The following is a 19,798-nucleotide window of genomic DNA, read 5'->3' as shown; positions in this document are numbered from 1 at the left end:
AGGCGTCGGCACTTCGAAGCATGGTGGACACCCTCATCTTGCTGCTGTTCCTGATCTCAGGAGCCGCCACCGGCTGGCTTGGTGTCGACCTGCTGCCCGAGCAGCTGCTGATCGAGGTCACCAACCAGGAAGGCCTTCGCTGGGTGATGGGCGGCTTCGGCGCCTTCTTCGGCCTGATCGCCGGCATCTTCTTCCAGCAGCTGCGTCGCCGCCTGATGGCCCAGGTGCGCAGCATGCCCACCGATCTGCTGGTCAGCCGCGCGGTGGGGCTGATCCTGGGCCTGCTGGTGGCCAACCTGCTGCTGGCCCCGATTCTGCTGTTGCCCCTGCCCTGGGAGGTGGTGCTGATCAAGCCGCTGGCGGCGGTGCTCAGCAACGTGTTCTTCGGCGTGCTGGGGTACAACCTGGCGGAGGTGCACGGCCGCACCCTGCTGCGTCTGTTCAATCCGGCCAGCACCGAGGCCCTGCTGGTGGCCGATGGGGTGCTGCAGCCGGCCAGCGCCAAGATCCTCGACACCAGCGTGATCATCGACGGCCGCATCCGCGGCCTGCTGGCCTCCGGCCTGCTGGAGGGTCAGGTGATCGTGGCCCAGGCGGTGATCGATGAACTTCAGGCCCTGGCCGACTCCTCCAACGGTGAGAAGAGGGCCAAGGGGCGCCGGGGCCTGAAGCTGCTCACCGAACTGCGGGAGGCCTACGGCCGCCGGCTGGTGGTGAACAGCACCCGCTACAGCGGCAACGGCGCCGACGACAAGCTGCTCAAGCTCACCGCCGACACCGGCGGCACCCTGCTCACCGCCGACTACAACCTCGCCCAGGTCGCCCAGGTGCAGGAGCTGAAGGTGATGAACCTCAGCGAACTGGTCATCGCCCTGCGGCCAGAGGTTCAGCCGGGCGACGGGCTGCAGCTCAAGATCGTGCGTGAAGGCAAGGAGGCCGACCAGGGCGTGGGCTACCTGGAGGACGGCACCATGGTGGTGGTGGAGGATGCCAGCCAGTGCATCGGCGAACGGCTGCCCGTGACCGTCACCGGCGCTCTCCAGACCCCAACCGGCCGCATGGTGTTCGCCCGCTGCGACCGCCATCAGGACCGCCACGGCGAGCGGGGCAACGGCAAGTCCCCGGAGAAGCAGGGCGGGAAACCCGTCGCCGTGCGGGAGCACCAGCCTCCGGGCCCCGGCTAGGCTCCTGCCTCATGCCTGATGGTGAGTGCGGATGACGGTGTCGGCCCCCTACTACGGCGATTCCGCGGTGATGCGCACGCCGCCGCCTGATCTGCCGTCCCTGCTGCTCAAGGAGCGCATCGTCTATCTGGGCCTGCCCCTGTTCTCCGATGACGACGCCAAACGGCAGATGGGCATCGATGTCACCGAGCTGATCATCGCCCAGTTGCTGTATCTGGAATTCGACAATCCGGAGAAGCCGATCTTCTTCTACATCAACTCCACCGGCACCAGCTGGTACTCCGGCGACGCCATCGGCTTCGAGACCGAAGCCTTCGCCATCTGCGACACCCTGCGTTACGTGAAGCCACCGGTGCACACCATCTGCATCGGCCAGGCCATGGGCACCGCCGCCATGATCCTGTCGGCCGGCACCAAGGGCCAGCGGGCCGCCCTGCCCCACGCCTCGATCGTGCTGCACCAGCCCCGCTCCGGTGCCCGCGGCCAGGCCAGCGACATCCAGATCCGGGCGAAGGAAGTGCTGCACAACAAGCACAGCCTCCTGGAAATCCTCTCGGAGAACACCGGCAAAACGGTCGAAGAGCTCTCCAAGGACTCCGACCGGATGACCTACCTCACCGCCGAGGAGGCCATGGCCTACGGCCTGATCGACCGGGTCCTCACCAGCCGCAAGGAGCTGCCGACGGCCGCCACCGTGGGCTGACCCCCGGCATCCGCCCCGCTGCGGCGGACTGGTCGCCCCTCCCCTTCCACCCTTTCAACTCTCCAGCTCCGAAGAGAGCCTTCCCTCCATGCCCATCGGCACTCCCAGCGTTCCCTACCGTCTTCCCGGCAGCCAGTACGAGCGCTGGGTCGACATCTACACCCGTCTCGGTGTGGAGCGGATCCTCTTCCTCGGCCAGGAGGTGAGCGATGGGATCGCCAACAGCCTGGTGGCCCAGATGCTCTATCTGGATTCCGACGACAGCTCCAAGCCGATCTACCTGTACATCAACTCGCCGGGCGGTTCGGTGACCGCCGGCCTGGCGATCTACGACACCATGCAGTACGTCAAATCCGACGTGGTGACCATCTGCGTGGGCCTGGCCGCCTCCATGGGCGCCTTCCTGCTGGCGGCCGGCACCAAGGGCAAGCGGCTGGCCCTGCCCCACAGCCGGATCATGATTCACCAGCCCCTGGGCGGTACCAGCCAGCGCCAGGCCAGCGACATCGAGATCGAGGCCCGGGAGATCCTGCGCATCAAGGACATGCTCAACAAGTCCCTGGCGGACATGTGCGACCAGCCCCTGGAGAAGGTGACCAAGGACACAGACCGCGACTACTTCCTCAGCGCCGCCGAGGCCAAGGAGTACGGCCTGATCGACCGGGTGATCTCCCACCCCTCGGAGGCGGCGGCCGGCTGAGGCCTGCGCGGACGCACATCTACAGTCTGCGTTTGCCCTGCCCGCCGACCGGAATGGCCCAGCTCTTCTACGACTCCGACGCCGATCTCGGCCTGCTGACCGGCAAGACGGTGGCCATCATCGGCTACGGCTCCCAGGGCCACGCCCACGCCCTGAACCTCAAGGACAGCGGTGTGAATGTGGTGGTGGGCCTGTACGAGGGCAGCCGCTCGGCCGGCAAGGCCCGGGCCGACGGCCTCGAGGTGCTGAGCGTCGCCGACGCCTGCGCCAAGGCCGACTGGATCATGGTGCTGCTCCCGGACGAAGCCCAGAAAGCGGTCTATGAGAAGGAGATCGCGCCCCATCTGAGCGCCGGCAAGGTGCTCAGCTTCGCCCACGGCTTCAACATCCGCTTCGGCCTGATCCAGCCCCCCGCCGACGTGGACGTGGTGATGATCGCTCCCAAGGGCCCGGGCCACACGGTGCGCTGGGAGTTCCAGAACGGTCAGGGGGTGCCTGCCCTGTTCGCCATCGAGCAGGACGCCTCCGGCCATGCCCGCGCCCTGGCGATGGCCTACGCCAAGGGGATCGGCGGCACCCGGGCCGGCATCCTCGAGACCAACTTCAAGGAGGAGACCGAGACCGACCTCTTCGGTGAGCAGGCCGTGCTCTGCGGCGGCCTCAGCGAGCTGGTCAAGGCCGGCTTCGAAACCCTGGTGGAGGCGGGCTACCAGCCGGAACTGGCCTACTTCGAGTGCCTGCACGAGGTGAAGCTGATCGTCGATCTGATGGTCAAGGGCGGCCTCACCGCCATGCGCGATTCGATCTCCAACACCGCCGAATACGGCGACTACGTCAGCGGACCCCGGCTGATCACCGCCGACACCAAGGCGGAGATGAAGCGCATCCTGGCCGACATCCAGGACGGCACCTTCGCCCGCAACTTCGTGGCGGAGTGCGAGGCCGGCAAGCCGGAGATGGCCAAGGCCCGCCAGCGGGACGCCGCCCATCCGATCGAGCAGGTGGGCAAGGGCCTGCGTTCCATGTTCAGCTGGCTCAAGGCGGCCTGAGTCCATCCCGATGCAGCGCCGTCTGCTGTCCGTCGCCTGGGGCAGCAGCCAGGCCGGGGTCAGTCTCACCATCGGCGCCACGGCCTGGCTGCTCAGTGGCCTCACCAGCTCACCGCTGATCAACGGACTCCTGCCGGCCCTGGCCACCCTGCCCCTGCTGCTGCCCCTGCCCCAGCGGATCCGGCTGGGCTACGCCATCCAGCTGCTCAGCCTGGGGCTGCTGCTGCTGGTGGCGGCAGGCGTCACCGGCCGTTCCCTTCTGGGGCCCCTGCTGGGCATCAGCCTGCTGGCCACCGGCCTGCGGATGGCCCAGGAACCCCTGCAGCGCCAGCTGCATGGCCCAGGGGGCCTGCCGATCGGCGAACTGCGGGCCGGCGCCGAGGCCGGGCGTCTGCTCGGCAACCTGCTCACAGCCCTCCTGTTTCCCATCGGCAGGGCCCTGCTCCAGTTCGGCAACGCCCTGGTGCTGCTGCTGCCCCTGGCTCCGGTGATCGCTGCGCTGCAGGCACGGGATCAGCCCCACGAGCAGCCTGCCGGGGGGAGCAGCCCGGACGGGACGATCCGGGGGCAGTCGGTGGTGCCCAGTGGTCTGCTGCAGGGCCTGCTGTTCGGCGGCCTCTTCGCCCTGCTGCCGCTCTGGGTGCGCCAGCAGGCGGAGGGGAACTGCTTCGATTTCGGCCTGGTGCTCACGGCCTACGGGCTGGGGCGCACCGGTGCCGAAGCCTGGGGCCAGCGGCTGAGGCTTCCGCCCCCGTTGCCCTATCTGCTGATGGCCGGGGTGCTGCTGGCGACCCAGTGGGCCAGTGGCTGGGGGGCGGTGCTGCTGTTCCTGCCCTTCGGGCTGCTGGCGGCCGTGGCGGACGCCCGCCTGGCCATCGACCTCGATCCGAGCGGAGATCTGCAGCGGAACTGGCACACCCTGGAGCGGTCCTCGGCCCTGGGGGGCCTGGCGGGCTGTCTGGGGATGGGGCTGGTGGCCCAGATGATCGGACTGGCGGCGAGCCTCCCCATCCAGCTGGTGGGCTTCGTGGGTGCCGGTGCCCTGCTGCCCCTGCTGGCCAGACCGGGGCGGTGAGCCTTCCTGCGCTGCTGCTGCTGGCCTGCCTGCTGGATCGGCTGGTGGGGGATCCGCTCTGGTGCCCCCACCCGGTGCAGGTGATGGGCGGGGCCATCTCAGGCCTGCATCGGCTGGCCGAGGCCTGGGCCGGCGACCGTCCCCGGCGCCTGCGCCTGGGCGGGCTGGTGCTCACCCTGCTGGTGGTGGCGGGCAGTGGCCTGGCGGGCTGGGGGATCGAGATCCTGGCCCGCCAGGATCCCGTGCTGGGGACACCCTTGCTCCTGCTGGGCCTGGCCAGTGCCCTGGCAGGCGGCAGCCTGGGGCGGGCGGTGCGGGCCGTGCTGCGGGCCCTGCCGGACCTGGTCCTGGCCAGGGCGCGCCTCGCCGGGATCGTGGGCCGTGAGGTGAGCGGACTGCCCGCTGCGGAGATTCTGCGGGCCGCCGCCGAAACCGCCGCCGAGAACGCCGTCGACGGTCTGTTCGCGCCCCTGTTCTGGATGCTGGCGGGGGCGGCCCTGAACCGGCTGAATCCCCATCTGCCCGGCCCCCTGGCCCTGGCCTGGGCCTACAAGGCGACCAGCACCCTCGACTCGATGCTGGGCTACCGCCACGGTCGGCTGCGCTGGCTGGGCACCGCCGGTGCCCGCCTCGACGACCTGCTCACCTGGATGCCCGCCCGGCTGGTGGCCCTGACCCTGCCGCTGGCCGCAGGCCGCCCCCTGCAGACCCGCCAGCTGCTGCTCGCAGCCCTGCGGGACGGCGCCGCCGATCCTTCCCCCAACGCCGGGGTGTCGGAAGCCGCCTTCGCCCATGCCGCCGGCGTTCGTCTCGGCGGAACCAACACCTACCCCGATGGTGTCCGCAGCAAACCGATCCTGGCGGCCTGGGGCCGCCCCGCCGATCCTGAAGGGGTGAAGCGCATCCTCAGCCTCGGGGATCGGCTCGAGCTGCTGTGGTTGCTGGTGGCGTTGCCGTGGCTCGCCGGTCCGGGGGGCTGGGGCTGAGCCGCTTCAGTAGGCGCCGCGGTCGCGGGGATCCAGCATCACGCTGATGGTGCGCACAATGATGCGCAGATCCATCAGGAAGTTGCGGCAGCGCGCATAGCGCACGTCCAGCTGCACTCTTTCGGGGTAGCTCAGGTTGTTGCGGCCGGACACCTGCCAGAGGCCCGTGAGTCCTGGCCGAACGGCCAGGACTTCGTCCATGCGATCGCCATAGCGCTCCAGTTCCTTGTTCACAATCGGGCGGGGGCCCACCACGCTCATTTCCCCCCGGAGCACATTGAGGAACTGGGGCAGTTCGTCGAGGCTGGAGCGCCGCAGAAACTTGCCGAGTCGGGTGATGCGGGGATCGTTCCTGATCTTGAAATCATTGCGGAACTCCTCGTCGAGATCGGAGGATTCGGCCAGGAGTTTGGAAAGCACTCGATCGGCATCGCGGCGCATGGTGCGGAACTTGATGCAACCGAAGCTGCGGTAATCCCGTCCCACCCTCTGCTGCACGTAGAACACAGGCCCCCGGGAGGTGACCTTCACCAGCAGGGCCAGGACAAGCAGCACAGGTGCACCGAGGCTGAGCACGGCGAGGGAGAAGACGATGTCGCCACTGCGCTTGAGGACGCGATCACGCTTGGACTGGAAAGCGATCAGCTCTTCAGCGGTGAACACCTGCGCCGGAGCTGTCACAAGCTGCGAAGAGGCGTAGGGGGTCCCGATGGAAGAGAGCATGGGGGCCTGCTGTGTTAGGTGAAGTTAAAGATCCACTGGACCGGAACTCCATCCCCGGGGGCCACTCAGACCAGAGGCACAGGTCGACGGAGGTGCCGCAGGTGCTGCTCCCAGAGACGCTCCAGCAGCCCGTCCATGCGCCGCCGGAAGACCTCGGGGGCGAAGCACTCCGCACGACGGCGCTGACCCTCCGCCGGCAGGGATCGCCACAGCCGGCCCGCCTCGAAATGCTCCAGCGCCGCCGCCAGGCTGGCGGCGCTCTGCTCCGGGAACAGCAGACCGGTGGGGGGCCGCTCCTCCCCGCTCAGGCAGCTGACGCTGTCGAGAATCCCGCCACGCCCGAAGGCGATCACCGGGGCACCGGCGGCCATCGCCTCCACCGGAGCGATGCCGAAATCCTCCAGCCCCGCATACACGTAGGCCCTGGCCCGCTCCAGCCAGCCGGCCGTCTCCGGGTCCGGCAGGCGACCGAGGAAGCGGATCGTGGACCCCGCCATGGCCTCCAGCCGGCGCCGCTCGGGGCCGTCACCGAGCACCACCAGGGGCAGACCTGTGCGGTTGAAGGCCTCCACCACCACATCGACCCGCTTGTTGGGCACCAGCCGACAGAGACTCACGTAGACGTCATCACGGGGCCGGTCCCAGCGGAACCGCTCCACCGCCACGGGGGGATGCAGCACCTGGGCGCGACGGCGCCAGAACGACCGGATCCGGCGGGCGGTGAAGCGGGAATTGGCCACCAGCGCATCCACCCTGGCACTGCTCACCACATCCCACTGGCGCAGCTGGTGCAGCTGCAGCCGCACCAGGGGGCCCAGGGGGCCACGGGCCAGGCCCGAGCGGGCCAGATAGGTGTGCATCTGGTCCCAGGCATAGCGGACCGGTGTGTGCACGTAGCTGACGTGCAGCTGGTCGGGGCCGGTCAGCACCCCCTTGGCCACCAGATGGCTGCTGCTGATCACCAGGGGGTGGCCGGAGAGGTCCAGCTGCTCGATCGCCAGGGGCAGCAGCGGCAGGTACTGCTGCACGTGGCTCACCCCCCAGGGCAGCCGCTGGATGAAGCTGGTGTGGACCGTCCGTCCCGCCAGCCAGCTGCCGGGCCGGCCGCTCTCGCCGTCCACCAGGGCGAACAGCGTCGGCGTGGTTCCCCGCCCGGCCAGCAGACTGTCCAGCTCCTGCACCACCTGCTCGGAGCCCCCCGCGGCCCGGGGCGTGAACCACTCGTGCACCAGAGCGATCGAACGGGGAAAGGCCGTCATGGCAGGCACGGTAGGCGCCTGTATCACGAAAACTCTCAGCCGATTGCCCTGGCGGGGCTATCTGTCGAAGCTAAGGCGACGACTGGGATGGCGAGAGCCGGGACACGATGGCGATCCGAGAGCTTCTCGAAGATGCCCTGCAGGAGCCCTCGATCGGCACCACACCCTGCTTCCGCTGGCATGCCACGCCTGTGGGGATCGCAGCACTCTGGTGCGACGGCAACCCTCCCACGCCTCCGCCCTTCGATGTGGCCCTCCGGGAGGGGCTGCAGGTGGGGCTGGACCTCAGCCGGGAGGAGAGGGAGTTCCACCAGGTGAAGTCCGGCCTGGTGCTGCTGTTCCACTCCTGATCGAGCCACGGCCTCCAGGGCCGGAGCCAGGGGAAAACGGAGAGGGTGGGATTCGAACCCACGGAAGGTTTCCCTTCAAACGATTTCGAGTCGTTCGCTTTCGACCACTCAGCCACCTCTCCAAGGCCTTGCGGCCGCCCATCACTTTACGGAGCGGTCAGCGCTCCGCTCGGCCCGCTGGCCCGCCACCCGTGCGGCAGGGGCGGGCCGGCCGGCTCAGCGCCGCTGAGCCACACCTGCCGTGGCCCATGGGCCAGCAGGGCACGGCGCTCGGCCGCCCGGGGCACGAATCCCAGCCACAGCGCCTCGTCGCCCCGGACACCGCGGCTTGTGCCGGAGCGCCAGGACACCAGGGACTGCCGATCCGGGAGCAGCTGCCAGCGCCAGGGGCCCAGGTGCAGCCGCAGGGCATGGCTGTCCATGGCCAGGGCCTCCACGGCCAGGCCCCGGCTCTCCAGCCGCTGACCTGCCGCCAGGGGCGCCCCCCCTGCGCCGTAGGCCACCACCCGGCCGGCCTGGCGCCGCCAGCAGTCGGGGTCGGCCGCCGCCACCGGATCCAGCAGCAGGGCCCAGTCGAAGCGCTCCACCCCCAGTCCCTGGGCCAGCTGGCCGGCCTGCCGGCAGCTGAGCCCATCGGCACGGCTGCTGACCAGCGCCGCCCGGCCCCGGTGCCGGGCCAGCAGCAAATCGCGGGCGGCGCCGGCCCCGTCCTGGTGCACCAGCAGCAGCTGGTCGCCCGTGAGCAGCACCAGATGCAGCGCCAGCACTGCGGCGGCCAGGCTTGCCGCCAAGAGCCGCAGGTGCCGGTCGAGCCCGGGCAGCACCAGGCCCAGCAGGGCCAGGGCGAAAGCCAGCACCAGAAGCGGCAGGGGACGGCCGCTCTGCCACTGGGCCAGGGGAAGACCGGCGACGGCATGGGCCAGCCCGAGCAGCCCGCCCGCCAGCCAGCCCAGGGGTGCCAGCAGGGGCGCCAGCAGGGGGGGCACGAGCACGGCCGCCCCTGCCAGGGCCATCGCCCCCAGGGTGAGGGGTGTGAGCAGGGGGGCCGCCAGCAGGTTGGCCGGCACGGCGTAGAGGGGCACCACCCCGAAGTGGAGCAGCTGCAGAGGCAGGGTCCAGAGACTGGCCGCCACCGGCACCGCCAGGGCGGGGGCCAGCCAGCCCCGCCACCAGCCGGGGGCGTCAGGGGGGCCGCCCGGCAGGCGCCGGGCCAAAGCCTGCTCCAGGGGACGGGCCGTGAGCACCAGGCCGGCGGTGGCGGCGGCGCTCAGCTGAAAGCCGACGTCATGGAGCCAGGCCGGCCGCAGCAGCAGCATGCCCGCCAGGCTGAGGGAAAGGATCCCCAGGGGGCGGCCGCGCCGGCCGGTCTCCAGCAGCAGCAGGGCGATGGCCCCCATCAGCACCGCCCGCACCACCGAGGGCTGGGCGCCGGCCAGCAGCAGGAACAGGCCCATGGCAGCGCCGCCCAGGGCCAGGCGCAGGGGACGGCCCAGGCTCCGGCCCAGGGCCAGCACGGCCCCCAGCAGCACGCTCAGGTGGAAACCTGAGGCCGCCAGGGCATGGGAAAGGCCCGCGGCGCGGAAGTCGGCGCGCAGGTCGGCCGGCAGAGGCACCACGGCGCTGCCCAGCACCAGGGCCGCCAGCAGGCCGCCCCGCTCGGGGCCCGCCGCAGCCACGAAACGGGCAGCGATGCTGCGGCGCAGATCGGCGATGGGGGTGGCCGGCCGGTCCAGCACCTCCAGTCGCTGCACCGACAGCCGGGTCCAGCTGCCCTGACGGGCCAGCCGCTCCGCCGGCCCCGCCAGCAGGGGGTGGGGAGCCGGCCGGGGGCGCCGCAACAGGCCGGACACCCGCACATGCCAGCCCTCCTGCAGGGACAGACAGGGGTCGAGAACGAGTTCGCTGCGGCCGCCGGCGGTCTGCAGCAGCACCCGACAGGATCCGGTCCCCTCCGGCCGCGCGTCGGCAGGGGAGACCGCGGCGATCGGATCCCCCATCAGGCGCCCCTGCAGCAGCACCGGCCGGGGACCGTCCTGCCCGGCCAACAGCCGCAGCGGATCCGACGCCCCGGGCTGGAGGGGCCGCAGCTGGGCCTGCAGGAGCACCACAAGCAGCAGCAGGGGCAACGGCGAAAGGCGGGGCATGCCCCAAGGGTTCCCGGCGCTGGTCGACGCCGGGTTGCCGATCAGAACCGGGGAATCTTCAGCATCAACTCGCAGAGCTCGGGGCTGGGCAGCTCCTGCCCCAGAAGGGGGGCCACCAGAACAGCGATCGGCCTCAGGCGACAGGGCCAGATGGCCCGTTCGGTGAGCCGGCCGGCCTGGAAGCTGCCGGCGATCAGCACCAGCGCCAGCAGGCTGCGCTTCACCGCCCGACCGCCACCGGCTGGGTCAGCTCCGAGGCTGCGGCGGCCAGCCAGCGGTCGCGCGGCTCTCCCTTCAGCAGGGGGAACCCCAGGGCACGGCGCTCCGCCAGCCAAGCCTCGGCCACCTGGCGGGCCAGATGGCGGATCCGGCCGATGGTGGCGGTGCGTTCGGTCACCGAGATCACGCCGCGGGCCTCCATCAGGTTGAAGGTGTGGCTGCACTTGAGCACGCAGTCGAGGGCAGGCGCGGGCAGGCCGGCCGCCACCAGATCGGCGGCCTCGGCCTCGTGGATGGCGAACAGCTGCTGCAGGCGCTCGGGGTTGGAGGCCTCGAAGTTGTACGTGCACTGCCCCTTCTCGAAGGGCAGCCAGATGTCGCCGTAGGTGCGCTCGGCGTTCCAGTGCAGGTCCCAGATGCTCTCCACGTCCTGGAGGTACATGGCCAGGCGCTCCAGGCCATAGGTGATCTCGATCGACACCGGCCGGCAGTCGAGGCCGCCGCACTGCTGGAAGTAGGTGAACTGGGTCACCTCCATGCCATCGAGCCACACCTCCCAGCCCACGCCCCAGGCCCCCAGGGTGGGGGACTCCCAGTTGTCCTCCACAAAGCGGATGTCATGGTCGGCGGCGCGGATACCGAGAGCCTCCAGAGACGCCAGATAGGTCTCCTGGATGGCATCCGGGGAGGGCTTGATCAGCACCTGGTACTGGAAGTAGTGCTGGGCCCGGTTGGGGTTGTCGCCGTAGCGGCCGTCGGTGGGGCGCCGGCAGGGCTCGGGATAGGCCACGGCCCAGGGCTCCGGACCGATGGCCCGCAGCACGGTGTGGGGGCTCATGGTGCCGGCCCCCTTCTCGGTGTCGTAGGGCTGCAGGATCAGGCAGCCCTGGTCGGCCCAGAACCGGTTGAGGCTGGCGATGATGTCCTGGAAAAGCATGGCTGGCCGCAGGAGTCCCGACCAGGACGGCTGGGGAGGTGCGACCGATGCTGGCATGGTGCCCGGAGCCTTGTGCCCCCGGGAGGAGGTCTGGGCGTCAGGCCACCAGTTCCAGCAGCCCCATCAGCCCTCCGGCCAGGGGCCGATGGCGGGCCCGGCTGAACCCCACCGAACGGGCCAGGGCTTCCTGGGCGGGGGCGGTGGGGAAGCGGGCCAGGCTGCCCTCCAGGTAGGCGTACTGCTCCGTCAACCCCATGGCACCGGCGGCGGGCACCACCAGGCGACGCAGATAGAAGCGCTGGAAAGCCGCCGGCAGCGAAGCGGGCTCCGGGCGGTTGAAGTCCAGCACCGCCGCCCGGCCACCGGGCCGCAGCAGCCGCCGCAGTTCCGCCAGGCCGGCGGCGGGATCGGGCAGGTTGCGCAGCCCGTAGGCCATCACCGCGCCATCGGCCCAGCCATCGGCCAGCCCCGTGGCCAGGGCATCACCCTGCCGCCACTGCAGAGGCAGCCAACCCTGCCGGGCGGCCCGGCGACGGGCGATGGCCAGGGGGGCCTCGGCGGCATCGAGGCCCAGCACCAGTCCGCCGGGACGGACCCGGGACGCTAGCACAAGAGCCAGATCGCCGGTGCCGCAACAGAGATCGAGCAGGCGCTGGCCCGGCCGGGGACGGATCCAGGCCACGGCCTGACGCTTCCAGAGGCGGTGGATCCCCAGGCTCAGCAGATCATTGAGCCGGTCGTAGTGCGGCGCGATCGACTCGAACAGATCGCGGACATGCTCCGGGTTGGGGGTGGCCACCGAGCGATACCTCCAGCGTGCGGCGGTGAGACCTCAGGAGAGATCTCCCAGGGCGGCGGTCTCATCCCAGGGCAGCAGGATCGCATCCAGGCTGATGCCGGCCGTCGCCTCTGTGTCAAGGGGAAGCAGAAGCCCACGGGCTTCGAGACGGCCGGGGCTTGTGAAGGTGAGCACCATCACCGTGGCCAGACCGACCGCCGCGGAACAGACCATGCAGCCGGCCAGCATCAGCGAAAATTCCCTCCGCTCGGTGGCGGCCTGCATCAGCTGCAGGGCCCAGGCCACAAGAGCGATGACCAGGACCATCACCAGCAGGGCGATCACGGTGAGCATCGGTGCAGGCACTAGCAGAAAAGCATTCACCTGGGCACCAGGAATTGCGGAAGATTTGTTCCCCAATGTTACGGGGGATGAAGGGGGCAATGCGTTGGGGGTTGCCCCCGGCGCTCGCCCGGCCCTCAGGCCGTCGGAGCCAGCAGCGGACGCACAGGCAGTCCCTGCCGCAGCAGTCCGGCCTTGATCTCCTCCACCGTGAGAATCCCATCATGGAGCAGGGAAGCCAGCAGGGCAGCCGCCGCTCCTCCGTCCTGCAGGGCGGCGGCGATGTGATCGATGCTGCCGGCGCCGCCGGAGGCGATCACCGGAACCTCGACGGCCTCCACCACCGCCCGGGTGAGTTCCAGGTCGTAGCCGGCCTGGGTGCCGTCACCGTCCATGGAGGTCAGCAGGATCTCTCCGGCACCGAGTTCCACCACCCGCCGGGCCCAGGCCACGGCATCCAGGCCGGTGTTCTCCCGCCCGCCCTTGACGAACACATCCCAGCCCGGACCCTCCGCGGAACCGGGCTCGCGGCGGCGGGCGTCGATGGCCACCACGATGCACTGACAGCCGAAGCGGTCGGCGCCGGCCGCCACCAGGGCGGGACTGCGGACCGCCGATGAATTGAGGCTCACCTTGTCGGCACCGGCCCGCAGCAGCTCGGTGATGCCCTCCACGCTGACGATGCCGCCACCCACGGTGAAAGGGATCGTCACCGCCTCGGCGGTGCGGCGCACCAGCTCGACCAGGGTGGCGCGGCCCTGGTGGCTGGCGGCGATGTCCAGGAAGACCAGCTCGTCGGCTCCCGAAGCGCTGTAGCGACAGGCCAGCTCCACCGGATCGCCCGCATCCCGCAGACCCACGAAGTTGACGCCCTTCACCACCCTGCCGCCGGCCACGTCGAGGCAGGGAATGATCCGTTTGGCGACCATGGGTTGACTGTTAAGGTTGCGCCACTTTCCCATCGCGCCGGACATGGCCCAGGCTGGCATCACCATCGGATCGAAGGTGCGGGTCACCCGGGTTCGCGATCGCATTCCGGCCGATCTGGTGGCTGCCCTCAAGGCCGATGCCACCGGCACGGTGAAGGATTTCCGCCTCACCGACGGCACCGGCATCGGCGTGGTGGTGGAACTGAGCGGAGGCACCACCAGCTGGTTCTTCGACGATGAGATCACCCCAGCCTGAGAAGGCGCCGCCATGACCCAGCGCCCCGAACCCAGCGCAGGCTCCGCGGGCGTGTCCGGTGGCGCGAGGCAGCTGCTGGGGATGAAGGGCGCCTCCGGCAGCTCCGACATCTGGAAGATCCGGCTGCAGCTGATGAAACCTGTCACCTGGATCCCCCTGATCTGGGGGGTGATCTGCGGGGCGGCGGCGTCGGGCAATTTCCACTGGACCCTGCCGGAGGTGGGAGCCTCGGTGGCCTGCATGCTGATGAGCGGCCCCCTGCTGGCCGGGTACACCCAGACGATCAACGATTACTACGACCGCGAGATCGACGCGATCAACGAGCCCTATCGGCCGATCCCCTCCGGCGCCATCCCCCTGGCCCAGGTCCGTCTGCAGATCCTGGTGCTGCTTGCGGCCGGACTCGCGGTGGCCTGGGGCCTGGACCGCTGGGCGGGCCACGCCACCCCTGTGCTGCTGCTGCTGGCCCTGGGCGGATCCTTCGTCAGCTACATCTACTCGGCTCCGCCGCTGAAGCTGAAACAGAACGGCTGGCTGGGCAACTACGCCCTCGGGGCCAGCTACATCGCCCTGCCCTGGTGGGCCGGCCAGGCCCTGTTCGGCCAGCTCACCTGGGCCACGGCCCTGCTCACCCTGGCCTACAGCCTGGCCGGGCTTGGCATCGCCGTCGTCAACGATTTCAAGAGTGTCGAAGGAGATCGGGCCCTGGGCCTGCAGTCCCTGCCCGTGGTGTTCGGCATCGAGCGGGCCAGCTGGATCAGCGCCGGCATGATCGACCTGTTCCAGCTGGCGATGGTGGCGGTGCTGATCGCCATCGGTCAGCACTTCGCCGCGGTGCTGCTGGTGCTGCTGATCATTCCCCAGATCACCTTCCAGGACATCTGGCTGCTGCGCGATCCGGTGGCCTTCGACGTCAAGTACCAGGCCAGCGCCCAGCCGTTCCTGGTGCTCGGCATGCTCGTCACCGCCCTGGCGATCGGCCACAGTGACCTCATCCAGACCGCTGCCCTGTCGGCCCCGCTGCCATGACCAGGGTGGGCCAGCCCACAGCCACCGCCGGCCCGCATCCACCCGGTGAGCCATCGCCCAGGCGCCGGAACCGACGCTCGCGCTGGCGCCTGATCGTCCCGGCCGTGGCGGCCGCCGCCGCCGGCGGACTGGTGGCCCTGGGCCAGACCAGCCTGGTGAGCAGCCTCGACGCGATGCTTCCCGATGCCGGCCGCATCAACAGCTTCAACCGGCCGGGAACGATCACCATCCTTTCCAGCGACGGCAAGGTGGTGCTCAAGAAGGGCCCGGCCACCCGGGAGAAGCTCCCCGCCGGCAAGATGCCGCTGCTGATCCAGCGGGCCTTCGTGGCCGCGGAGGACCGGCGCTTCTACCAGCACGACGGCATCGACCTGCTGGGCATCAGCCGGGCCCTGCTGCGCAACCTGCAGCAGGGGGCCGTGGAGGAGGGTGCCAGCACGATCACCCAGCAGCTGGCCCGCACCGTGTTCCTCAGCCAGGACCGCACGATCGTCCGCAAGCTGAAGGAAGCGGCCCTGGCCGGGAAGATCGAGCGCCAGCTCAGCAAGGCCCAGATCCTCGAGCAGTACCTCAACTACGTCTATCTCGGCTCCAGCGCCTACGGGGTGTCCGATGCCGCCTGGATCTACTTCTCCAAACGTCCCGACGAGCTGACCCTGCCGGAGGCCGCCATGATCGCCGGCCTGCCACCGGCCCCTTCGGTCTATTCACCGCTGGTGAACCCCGAGCTGGCCCTGCGGCGGCGATCGATCGTGCTGGGCCGCATGCGGGAGGCGGGCTTCATCGACGACGCCCAGCTCCGGCAGGCCGATGCCAGCGGCCTGGACCTCAAGCCCGCCGAGCCCAAATATTTCGCCAACCCGGCCCCCTGGTACACCAGCTGGCTGGAGCAGGAGCTGCCCAAGATCCTCACCAAGGAGCAGCTGGAGGTGGGCGGACTGACCATCCGCAGTGGCCTCAATGCGGCCTGGCAGATCCAGGCCCAGAAAACCATCGACACCTATGCCAGCGGCAGCATGGAGGGGGCCCTGGTGGCGATGGAGCCGGGCACCGGCCTGGTGCGGGCGATGGTGGGGGGCAAGGACTGGGAGAAGACCCAGTTCAACCGGGCCTCCCAGGCCCTGCGGTCACCCGGCTCCACCTTCAAGCTCTTCATCTACCTCACCGCCCTGCAGAAGGGCATGAAACCCGAGGACACGGTGGTCGATTCCGCCCGCTGCTTCGGCAAGTACTGCCCCAAGAACTTCGGCAACCGCTACATGGGCAAGGTCAGCCTGGCCACGGCCCTGCAGAACTCCCTCAACGTGGTGGCGGTGGGTCTGCTGCAGAAGATCGGCTACGACCCGGTGATCGCCACCGCGAAAAGCCTGGGCATCCACAGGGAACTGGGGCGCTACCTGTCGATGGCGATCGGAGCCAACGAACAGACCGTGCTCGACATGACGGCGGCCTATGCGGCCCTGGTCAACCGGGGTGTCTACATCCAGCCCACCCCCTTCGAAGAGATCTACGGACCGGAGGGAGAAGTGCTGTGGTCCCGACGGAGCAACGGTCCCAGGGGCAGCCGGGCGGTGAACAGCGACATCGCCGATGCGATGGTCTGGATGCTGCAGCAGGTGGTGCGGGGCGGCACCGGCGGTGGAGCGGCCCTCGGCGACCGGCCGGTGGCCGGAAAGACGGGCACCTCCGAGGGGGGCCGGGACCTCTGGTTCATCGGCTCCATTCCCCAGCTCACCACGGGCGTCTGGCTGGGCTACGACAACAACCGGGAAACCGGCACCACCAGTGTGCTGGCCACCTACGCCTGGCGCACCTTCATGGCACCGATCAGCAAGGGGCTGCCGGTTCAGCAGTTTCCTCCCAAGCCGGTGCTCACCGGCAGTTTCAAGCCCCTGCCCACGCCGAAGAAGGACGCGCCACGGGACGCCACCCCGGACGAGGGAGCAACCCGGGAGAGGCCCACGGAGTCGCCGCCGGAATCGGAGCCCAGCCGCACCTCAGCCCCCGACAGGGAACCGCCCAGGACTGAGCCACCGGCCGAGCCCGCCCCGACCGAGACGCCAAGGCCTGAACCTCCGGCTGCTCCCCGCTCCCGGGAACCGGCGGTGCCACCACCGGCACCCCAGCCGGCGGCTCCTGCCGCTCCGGCACCGCCCCCCCCGATCGGAGCCCCGCCGCCCCCCTGAGCGCCGGAACCACCGCTCAGGGCCCGGTGGCCGCGGGCCCCTCGAGCACCGCCGCGTAAAAGCCATCGCCCCCCCCCCGTTCTCCCGTGGCGGGCTGGGGCCACCACTGGCGTTCCTGGAGCAGCCGCCAATCCGGATGGTCCCTGAGCAGGGCGCTGATCAGGGTGCCGTTTTCCATCGGGTGCACCGTGCAGGTGGCGTAGACGAGTCGTCCCCCCGGGGCCAGCAGCGGCAGCAACCCTTCCAGCAGCTGGCGCTGGAGCGGCACCAGCCCTTCGATCGCCCCGGGGGTGATCCGCCAGCGGGCATCGGGATGGCGGGCCAGGGTGCCCAGCCCCGAGCAGGGTGCATCCAGCAGGATGCGATCGAAGGACGCCCGCCAGTGGGGCTTCGCCTCCCCCAGGGCGGTGGCATCGGCGGCCAGGGAGCGGATCGAACCCAGGCCGAGGCGCTCGGCGTTGCGCTCGAGGCGCTGCAGCCGGGCAGAGGAGCGATCCACCGCCCACACCTCCCCCCGGTCGCCGCTCAGCTCCGCCAGGTGGGTGCTCTTGCCGCCGGGGGCGGCACAGGCATCCAGGATCCGCTGGCCGGGCAGGGGATCGAGCAGGGGGGCGATGCACTGGGCACTGCGGTCCTGCACGCACCAGAGCCCCTCCCCGTAGCCCGGCAGATCGCGGGGATTCCCCACCCGCTCCAGCAGGGTGATGCCGTGGGGGGCTTCGCTCAGGGGGCGGGCCGGCACCCCGGCGGCGGTGAAGGCATCGAGCAGGGCCTGCCGGGTGGTGCGCATCGGATTGACGCGCAGGTCGAAGGCCGGAGCGCTGTTGCAGGCCACGCCGAAAGCCTCGGCCTGCTCCGGGGGCAGCCAGCCCAGCAGCTCCGTGGCCAGCCAGGGGGGCAGGGAGCGACGCAGGGCCAGGGAGGCGGCGGGATCGGCCGGCAGGGGGAGCCCGTCCCAGGGATCGGCAGCGGCGAGACGGTCCCTGCGGCGCAGCAGGGAGCGGAGCAGCCCATTGGCCATCGGCGCCAGCCGCCCCAGACCGCCGCGCTTGGCCAGGGCCACCGTGGTGCTGACCGCCGCCGAAGGGGGCACCCGGCGGCTGAACAGCAGCTGGTAGAGCCCCACATGCAGCAGCCAGCGCAGGGTGGGAGGCTGGCGCAGGGCCGGCACCTTGCCCAGCTCGTCGATCCAGCCGTCGAGCAGCTGCCGCTGCCGGATGGTCCCGTAGGTGATCTCGGTGGCCAGGGCCCGGTCGGCCGGTGACAGCCCACCTCCCCGGCGCACCAGCTCCCGCTCCAGGGCAGCATCCGCGTAGGCACCGGCGGCCACCGCCTGCAGCACCTGCCAGGCCAGCTGCCGCGGGGCCAGGCCGGGGACGACGTCGCTCGCGTGAATCGGCGCTCTCCCCTGGACGTTCATCCCTTTGTACAGGAGGGCTCAGCGCTGCATGGGGTCGGGCGGGGCCGAGACAAGCGAAAGGGGGGGCCGCCAGCGGTGCCGCGCCAGGGGAAGCCGACCATCGGCGGCCACCGGGATCCCCTCGGCCAGCAGCAGTTGCCGCTGCATCCAGTCGCTGCCCTCCCGGCCAGGACTCATGGCGATGCGCCCCTGGGCATTCACGACCCGGTGCCAGGGGACCTGGGAAGGCAGGCTGAGCCGCCGCAGGGCCCAGCCCACCTGCCGCGCACAGCCCCAGGCCCCGATCAGCTCGGCGATCTGGCCGTAGGTGGCCAGCTGGCCGTGGGGAATCCGCTCGACCATCGCGTAGACCCGATGGTCGAAGGGGGGGCCGGTCTCGACAGCGACCTGGGCCATGGCAGGCGACGGCTGGGGACAGGAAGGGGAGCACCGATGATGGCGTTTTGGGAGGTCGATGCCCCTGCTCCCCCGCCGCTACGAGCGCCTGAAGGCGGTGCTGGATCGCCGCATGGGTGATCTCACCGTGCTGCTGGAGCATGTGGACAAACCCCACAACCTCTCGGCGATCCTGCGCAGCTGCGACGCTGTCGGCGTGCTCGAGGCCCATGCCGTCTGCCTTCAGGGACGGCTGCCCACCTTCAACAGCACGGCCCTGGGCAGCCAGAAATGGGTGCCGCTGAAGCGCCATGACCGTGCCGACGAGGCCATCGCGGCTCTGAAGGCGGGGGGCTTCCGCATCTACGGCACCCACCTGGGGGCCAGGGCCATCGACTACCGCCGCTGTGACTTCACCGGGCCCACCGCCTTCGTTCTGGGGGCGGAGAAATGGGGGCTGAGCGAAGCAGCCGCCGCCCAGATCGACCAGGCGATCGTGATTCCGATGCAGGGGATGGTGCAGTCGCTGAACGTGTCGGTGGCCGCGGCGACCCTGCTGTTCGAGGCTCTGCGGCAAAGAGAAGCGCGAGGTTGTGCGCCCACCCGCGGCGAGGGAGTGGCGCCCGAGCGCTACGGCCGTCAGCTGTTCGAGTGGGCCTACCCGGAGGTAGCCGACTGGTGCCGCCGGGAAGGACGCGCCTATCCACAGCTCAGCCCTGAGGGGGCCATCCTCGAGGATCTGCCCCGCGGCGTCCGCATGCGGCACTGAGCAGCGTCAGCGGCCGTGGGCTCCAGCTCAGCCCTGACGGTCGACGGGACCCTCATCGAAGCGGGCGGCACTGGGCATCCAGAACGTGATGGAGAGCACCAGGATCTCCAGGAGCACCTGGCGCCCTCCCAGGAGCACCACCACCACCGCCACGAAAGCCAGAAACTTCTGGAAGACGCTCCAGACGTCATCGGGTGTGTTGGTGGCCTTGTTCCAGAGGAGCACGGCCACGACCAGCAGCACCAGATCCAACCACCAGGGCATGGTGCCAGTTGATCAATCTCGCCATCCTAGGAGGCTGCTGAAATAGCCGCCGCTCCAAGACCCTCCAGAGCAGAGTGGGTTCTGCTGTGAGCCTTGTGGCTTTCCCGCCGGGAGTCTTGCT

22 protein-coding genes and 1 tRNA gene are annotated in these 19,798 nt (G+C 70.2%); 11 read left to right on the top strand and 12 right to left on the bottom strand.

Translation table 11 applies throughout. The annotated features are described in order from the left end of the window. The first annotated feature begins 20 nt into the window (after window positions 1-20). From KUG41_RS03095 to cbiB, 6 genes are all read left to right on the top strand, one after another. Window positions 21-1,184, top strand: a complete 1,164-nt coding sequence (locus tag KUG41_RS03095) for a PIN/TRAM domain-containing protein (RefSeq protein WP_216900964.1) — start codon at window positions 21-23, stop codon at window positions 1,182-1,184. Window positions 1,185-1,215: 31 nt separating this feature from the next. Continuing rightward, window positions 1,216-1,887, top strand: coding sequence for an ATP-dependent Clp protease proteolytic subunit (locus tag KUG41_RS03090; protein ID WP_216900962.1), 672 nt, complete (start codon window positions 1,216-1,218; stop codon window positions 1,885-1,887). 88 nt (window positions 1,888-1,975) lie between these two features. Then, a complete protein-coding gene (locus tag KUG41_RS03085) occupies window positions 1,976-2,587 on the top strand; it encodes an ATP-dependent Clp protease proteolytic subunit (protein WP_216900960.1) in 612 nt (203 codons plus the stop codon). 53 nt (window positions 2,588-2,640) lie between these two features. After that, entirely contained in the window at window positions 2,641-3,636 is a 996-nt protein-coding gene (gene ilvC / locus KUG41_RS03080; protein WP_216900958.1) for a ketol-acid reductoisomerase, read from the top strand. 10 nt (window positions 3,637-3,646) lie between these two features. Continuing rightward, on the top strand, window positions 3,647-4,711 hold the full coding sequence (locus KUG41_RS03075; protein ID WP_216900956.1) for an MFS transporter: 1,065 nt from the start codon (window positions 3,647-3,649) through the stop codon (window positions 4,709-4,711). Further along, complete coding sequence (gene cbiB / locus KUG41_RS03070) at window positions 4,708-5,697, top strand: adenosylcobinamide-phosphate synthase CbiB (RefSeq protein ID WP_371734009.1); 990 nt, start codon at window positions 4,708-4,710, stop codon at window positions 5,695-5,697. The genes KUG41_RS03075 and cbiB overlap by 4 nt, the downstream gene beginning before the upstream one ends. A 6-nt stretch (window positions 5,698-5,703) precedes the next feature. Here cbiB and KUG41_RS03065 read toward each other — a convergent pair whose 3' ends face one another. After that, complete coding sequence (locus KUG41_RS03065; protein WP_216900954.1) at window positions 5,704-6,420, bottom strand: sugar transferase; 717 nt, start codon at window positions 6,418-6,420, stop codon at window positions 5,704-5,706. Window positions 6,421-6,485: 65 nt separating this feature from the next. After that, the gene (locus KUG41_RS03060; protein ID WP_216900952.1) at window positions 6,486-7,679 is read right to left on the bottom strand and encodes a glycosyltransferase; all 1,194 of its coding nucleotides are present in this window, start codon (window positions 7,677-7,679) and stop codon (window positions 6,486-6,488) included. A gap of 107 nt (window positions 7,680-7,786) precedes the next feature. On the opposite strand from KUG41_RS03060, the gene KUG41_RS03055 reads away from it, so the two are divergent. After that, window positions 7,787-8,029 carry a hypothetical protein gene (locus KUG41_RS03055; protein WP_216900950.1) on the top strand — a complete coding sequence of 81 codons (243 nt, stop codon included), beginning with the start codon at window positions 7,787-7,789 and terminating at the stop codon, window positions 8,027-8,029. A 37-nt stretch (window positions 8,030-8,066) separates the two neighbouring features. Here KUG41_RS03055 and KUG41_RS03050 read toward each other — a convergent pair. The 7 genes from KUG41_RS03050 to hisF form a co-directional block, all read right to left on the bottom strand. Further along, a tRNA-Ser gene (locus tag KUG41_RS03050) sits at window positions 8,067-8,151 on the bottom strand. Between the two features lie 24 nt (window positions 8,152-8,175). Then, entirely contained in the window at window positions 8,176-10,173 is a 1,998-nt protein-coding gene (locus KUG41_RS03045) for a ComEC/Rec2 family competence protein (RefSeq protein ID WP_216900948.1), read from the bottom strand. A 41-nt stretch (window positions 10,174-10,214) separates the two neighbouring features. After that, window positions 10,215-10,397 (bottom strand): hypothetical protein, encoded by a 183-nt coding sequence (locus tag KUG41_RS03040; protein ID WP_216900946.1) that lies wholly within the window; start codon window positions 10,395-10,397, stop codon window positions 10,215-10,217. Next, the gene (gene glyQ / locus KUG41_RS03035) at window positions 10,394-11,329 is read right to left on the bottom strand and encodes a glycine--tRNA ligase subunit alpha (protein ID WP_254216786.1); all 936 of its coding nucleotides are present in this window, start codon (window positions 11,327-11,329) and stop codon (window positions 10,394-10,396) included. Before glyQ ends, KUG41_RS03040 begins: the two co-directional genes overlap by 4 nt. A 97-nt stretch (window positions 11,330-11,426) precedes the next feature. Then, window positions 11,427-12,128, bottom strand: coding sequence for a bifunctional demethylmenaquinone methyltransferase/2-methoxy-6-polyprenyl-1,4-benzoquinol methylase UbiE (gene ubiE, locus KUG41_RS03030; protein ID WP_216900944.1), 702 nt, complete (start codon window positions 12,126-12,128; stop codon window positions 11,427-11,429). A 33-nt stretch (window positions 12,129-12,161) separates the two neighbouring features. Further along, window positions 12,162-12,491 (bottom strand): hypothetical protein, encoded by a 330-nt coding sequence (locus tag KUG41_RS03025; protein WP_371734008.1) that lies wholly within the window; start codon window positions 12,489-12,491, stop codon window positions 12,162-12,164. Window positions 12,492-12,586: 95 nt separating this feature from the next. After that, on the bottom strand, window positions 12,587-13,378 hold the full coding sequence (hisF, locus tag KUG41_RS03020) for an imidazole glycerol phosphate synthase subunit HisF (protein ID WP_216900942.1): 792 nt from the start codon (window positions 13,376-13,378) through the stop codon (window positions 12,587-12,589). A 43-nt stretch (window positions 13,379-13,421) separates the two neighbouring features. Here hisF and KUG41_RS03015 point away from each other — a divergent pair, with 43 nt between their 5' ends. Genes KUG41_RS03015 through KUG41_RS03005 form a run of 3 tightly spaced genes read left to right on the top strand, consistent with a single transcriptional unit; the run spans window position 13,422 to window position 16,849 of the window. Further along, window positions 13,422-13,634: a DUF2862 domain-containing protein gene (locus KUG41_RS03015; protein ID WP_216900940.1), complete on the top strand. Its 213-nt coding sequence runs from the start codon at window positions 13,422-13,424 to the stop codon at window positions 13,632-13,634. Window positions 13,635-13,646: 12 nt separating this feature from the next. Further along, on the top strand, window positions 13,647-14,663 hold the full coding sequence (chlG, locus tag KUG41_RS03010; RefSeq protein ID WP_216900938.1) for a chlorophyll synthase ChlG: 1,017 nt from the start codon (window positions 13,647-13,649) through the stop codon (window positions 14,661-14,663). Further along, window positions 14,660-16,849: a transglycosylase domain-containing protein gene (locus KUG41_RS03005; protein ID WP_216900936.1), complete on the top strand. Its 2,190-nt coding sequence runs from the start codon at window positions 14,660-14,662 to the stop codon at window positions 16,847-16,849. Before chlG ends, KUG41_RS03005 begins: the two co-directional genes overlap by 4 nt. A gap of 16 nt (window positions 16,850-16,865) precedes the next feature. Here the strand turns inward: KUG41_RS03005 and KUG41_RS03000 are convergent, their stop codons facing one another. Together KUG41_RS03000 and KUG41_RS02995 are read right to left on the bottom strand one after the other, a co-directional pair. Further along, window positions 16,866-18,269, bottom strand: a complete 1,404-nt coding sequence (locus KUG41_RS03000; protein ID WP_216900934.1) for a 16S rRNA (cytosine(967)-C(5))-methyltransferase — start codon at window positions 18,267-18,269, stop codon at window positions 16,866-16,868. A gap of 18 nt (window positions 18,270-18,287) precedes the next feature. Further along, complete coding sequence (locus tag KUG41_RS02995; RefSeq protein WP_216900932.1) at window positions 18,288-18,665, bottom strand: MGMT family protein; 378 nt, start codon at window positions 18,663-18,665, stop codon at window positions 18,288-18,290. 58 nt (window positions 18,666-18,723) lie between these two features. Here KUG41_RS02995 and trmH point away from each other — a divergent pair, with 58 nt between their 5' ends. Further along, window positions 18,724-19,413: a tRNA (guanosine(18)-2'-O)-methyltransferase TrmH gene (trmH, locus tag KUG41_RS02990; RefSeq protein ID WP_216900931.1), complete on the top strand. Its 690-nt coding sequence runs from the start codon at window positions 18,724-18,726 to the stop codon at window positions 19,411-19,413. A 27-nt stretch (window positions 19,414-19,440) separates the two neighbouring features. On the opposite strand, the gene KUG41_RS02985 is transcribed toward trmH, so the two are convergent. Further along, entirely contained in the window at window positions 19,441-19,677 is a 237-nt protein-coding gene (locus tag KUG41_RS02985; RefSeq protein ID WP_216900929.1) for a hypothetical protein, read from the bottom strand. Between the last annotated feature and the right edge of the window lie 121 nt (window positions 19,678-19,798).

The organism is Synechococcus sp. CCY 9618 (assembly GCF_019038415.1).
GTDB lineage: Bacteria > Cyanobacteriota > Cyanobacteriia > PCC-6307 > Cyanobiaceae > Cyanobium.
The sequence above is the reverse complement of the archived record's forward strand: the minus strand, read 5'-3'. Positions and strand labels throughout refer to the sequence as shown.

Excerpts from the sequence above, each read along its gene's own strand:
- KUG41_RS02985 (WP_216900929.1), bottom strand. The coding sequence starts at position 19,677 with ATGCCCTGGTGGTTGGATCTGGTGCTGCTGGTCGTGGCCGTGCTCCTC.
- KUG41_RS03075 (WP_216900956.1), top strand. The coding sequence starts at position 3,647 with ATGCAGCGCCGTCTGCTGTCCGTCGCCTGGGGCAGCAGCCAGGCCGGG.
- trmH (WP_216900931.1), top strand. The coding sequence starts at position 18,724 with ATGCCCCTGCTCCCCCGCCGCTACGAGCGCCTGAAGGCGGTGCTGGAT.
- hisF (WP_216900942.1), bottom strand. The coding sequence starts at position 13,378 with ATGGTCGCCAAACGGATCATTCCCTGCCTCGACGTGGCCGGCGGCAGG.
- KUG41_RS03090 (WP_216900962.1), top strand. The coding sequence starts at position 1,216 with ATGACGGTGTCGGCCCCCTACTACGGCGATTCCGCGGTGATGCGCACG.
- KUG41_RS03055 (WP_216900950.1), top strand. The coding sequence starts at position 7,787 with ATGGCGATCCGAGAGCTTCTCGAAGATGCCCTGCAGGAGCCCTCGATC.
- KUG41_RS03060 (WP_216900952.1), bottom strand. The coding sequence starts at position 7,679 with ATGACGGCCTTTCCCCGTTCGATCGCTCTGGTGCACGAGTGGTTCACG.
- KUG41_RS03045 (WP_216900948.1), bottom strand. The coding sequence starts at position 10,173 with ATGCCCCGCCTTTCGCCGTTGCCCCTGCTGCTGCTTGTGGTGCTCCTG.
- KUG41_RS03085 (WP_216900960.1), top strand. The coding sequence starts at position 1,976 with ATGCCCATCGGCACTCCCAGCGTTCCCTACCGTCTTCCCGGCAGCCAG.
- KUG41_RS03095 (WP_216900964.1), top strand. The coding sequence starts at position 21 with ATGGTGGACACCCTCATCTTGCTGCTGTTCCTGATCTCAGGAGCCGCC.
- ilvC (WP_216900958.1), top strand. The coding sequence starts at position 2,641 with ATGGCCCAGCTCTTCTACGACTCCGACGCCGATCTCGGCCTGCTGACC.
- chlG (WP_216900938.1), top strand. The coding sequence starts at position 13,647 with ATGACCCAGCGCCCCGAACCCAGCGCAGGCTCCGCGGGCGTGTCCGGT.
- KUG41_RS02995 (WP_216900932.1), bottom strand. The coding sequence starts at position 18,665 with ATGGCCCAGGTCGCTGTCGAGACCGGCCCCCCCTTCGACCATCGGGTC.
- glyQ (WP_254216786.1), bottom strand. The coding sequence starts at position 11,329 with ATGCTTTTCCAGGACATCATCGCCAGCCTCAACCGGTTCTGGGCCGAC.
- KUG41_RS03065 (WP_216900954.1), bottom strand. The coding sequence starts at position 6,420 with ATGCTCTCTTCCATCGGGACCCCCTACGCCTCTTCGCAGCTTGTGACA.
- KUG41_RS03000 (WP_216900934.1), bottom strand. The coding sequence starts at position 18,269 with ATGAACGTCCAGGGGAGAGCGCCGATTCACGCGAGCGACGTCGTCCCC.
- KUG41_RS03015 (WP_216900940.1), top strand. The coding sequence starts at position 13,422 with ATGGCCCAGGCTGGCATCACCATCGGATCGAAGGTGCGGGTCACCCGG.
- KUG41_RS03005 (WP_216900936.1), top strand. The coding sequence starts at position 14,660 with ATGACCAGGGTGGGCCAGCCCACAGCCACCGCCGGCCCGCATCCACCC.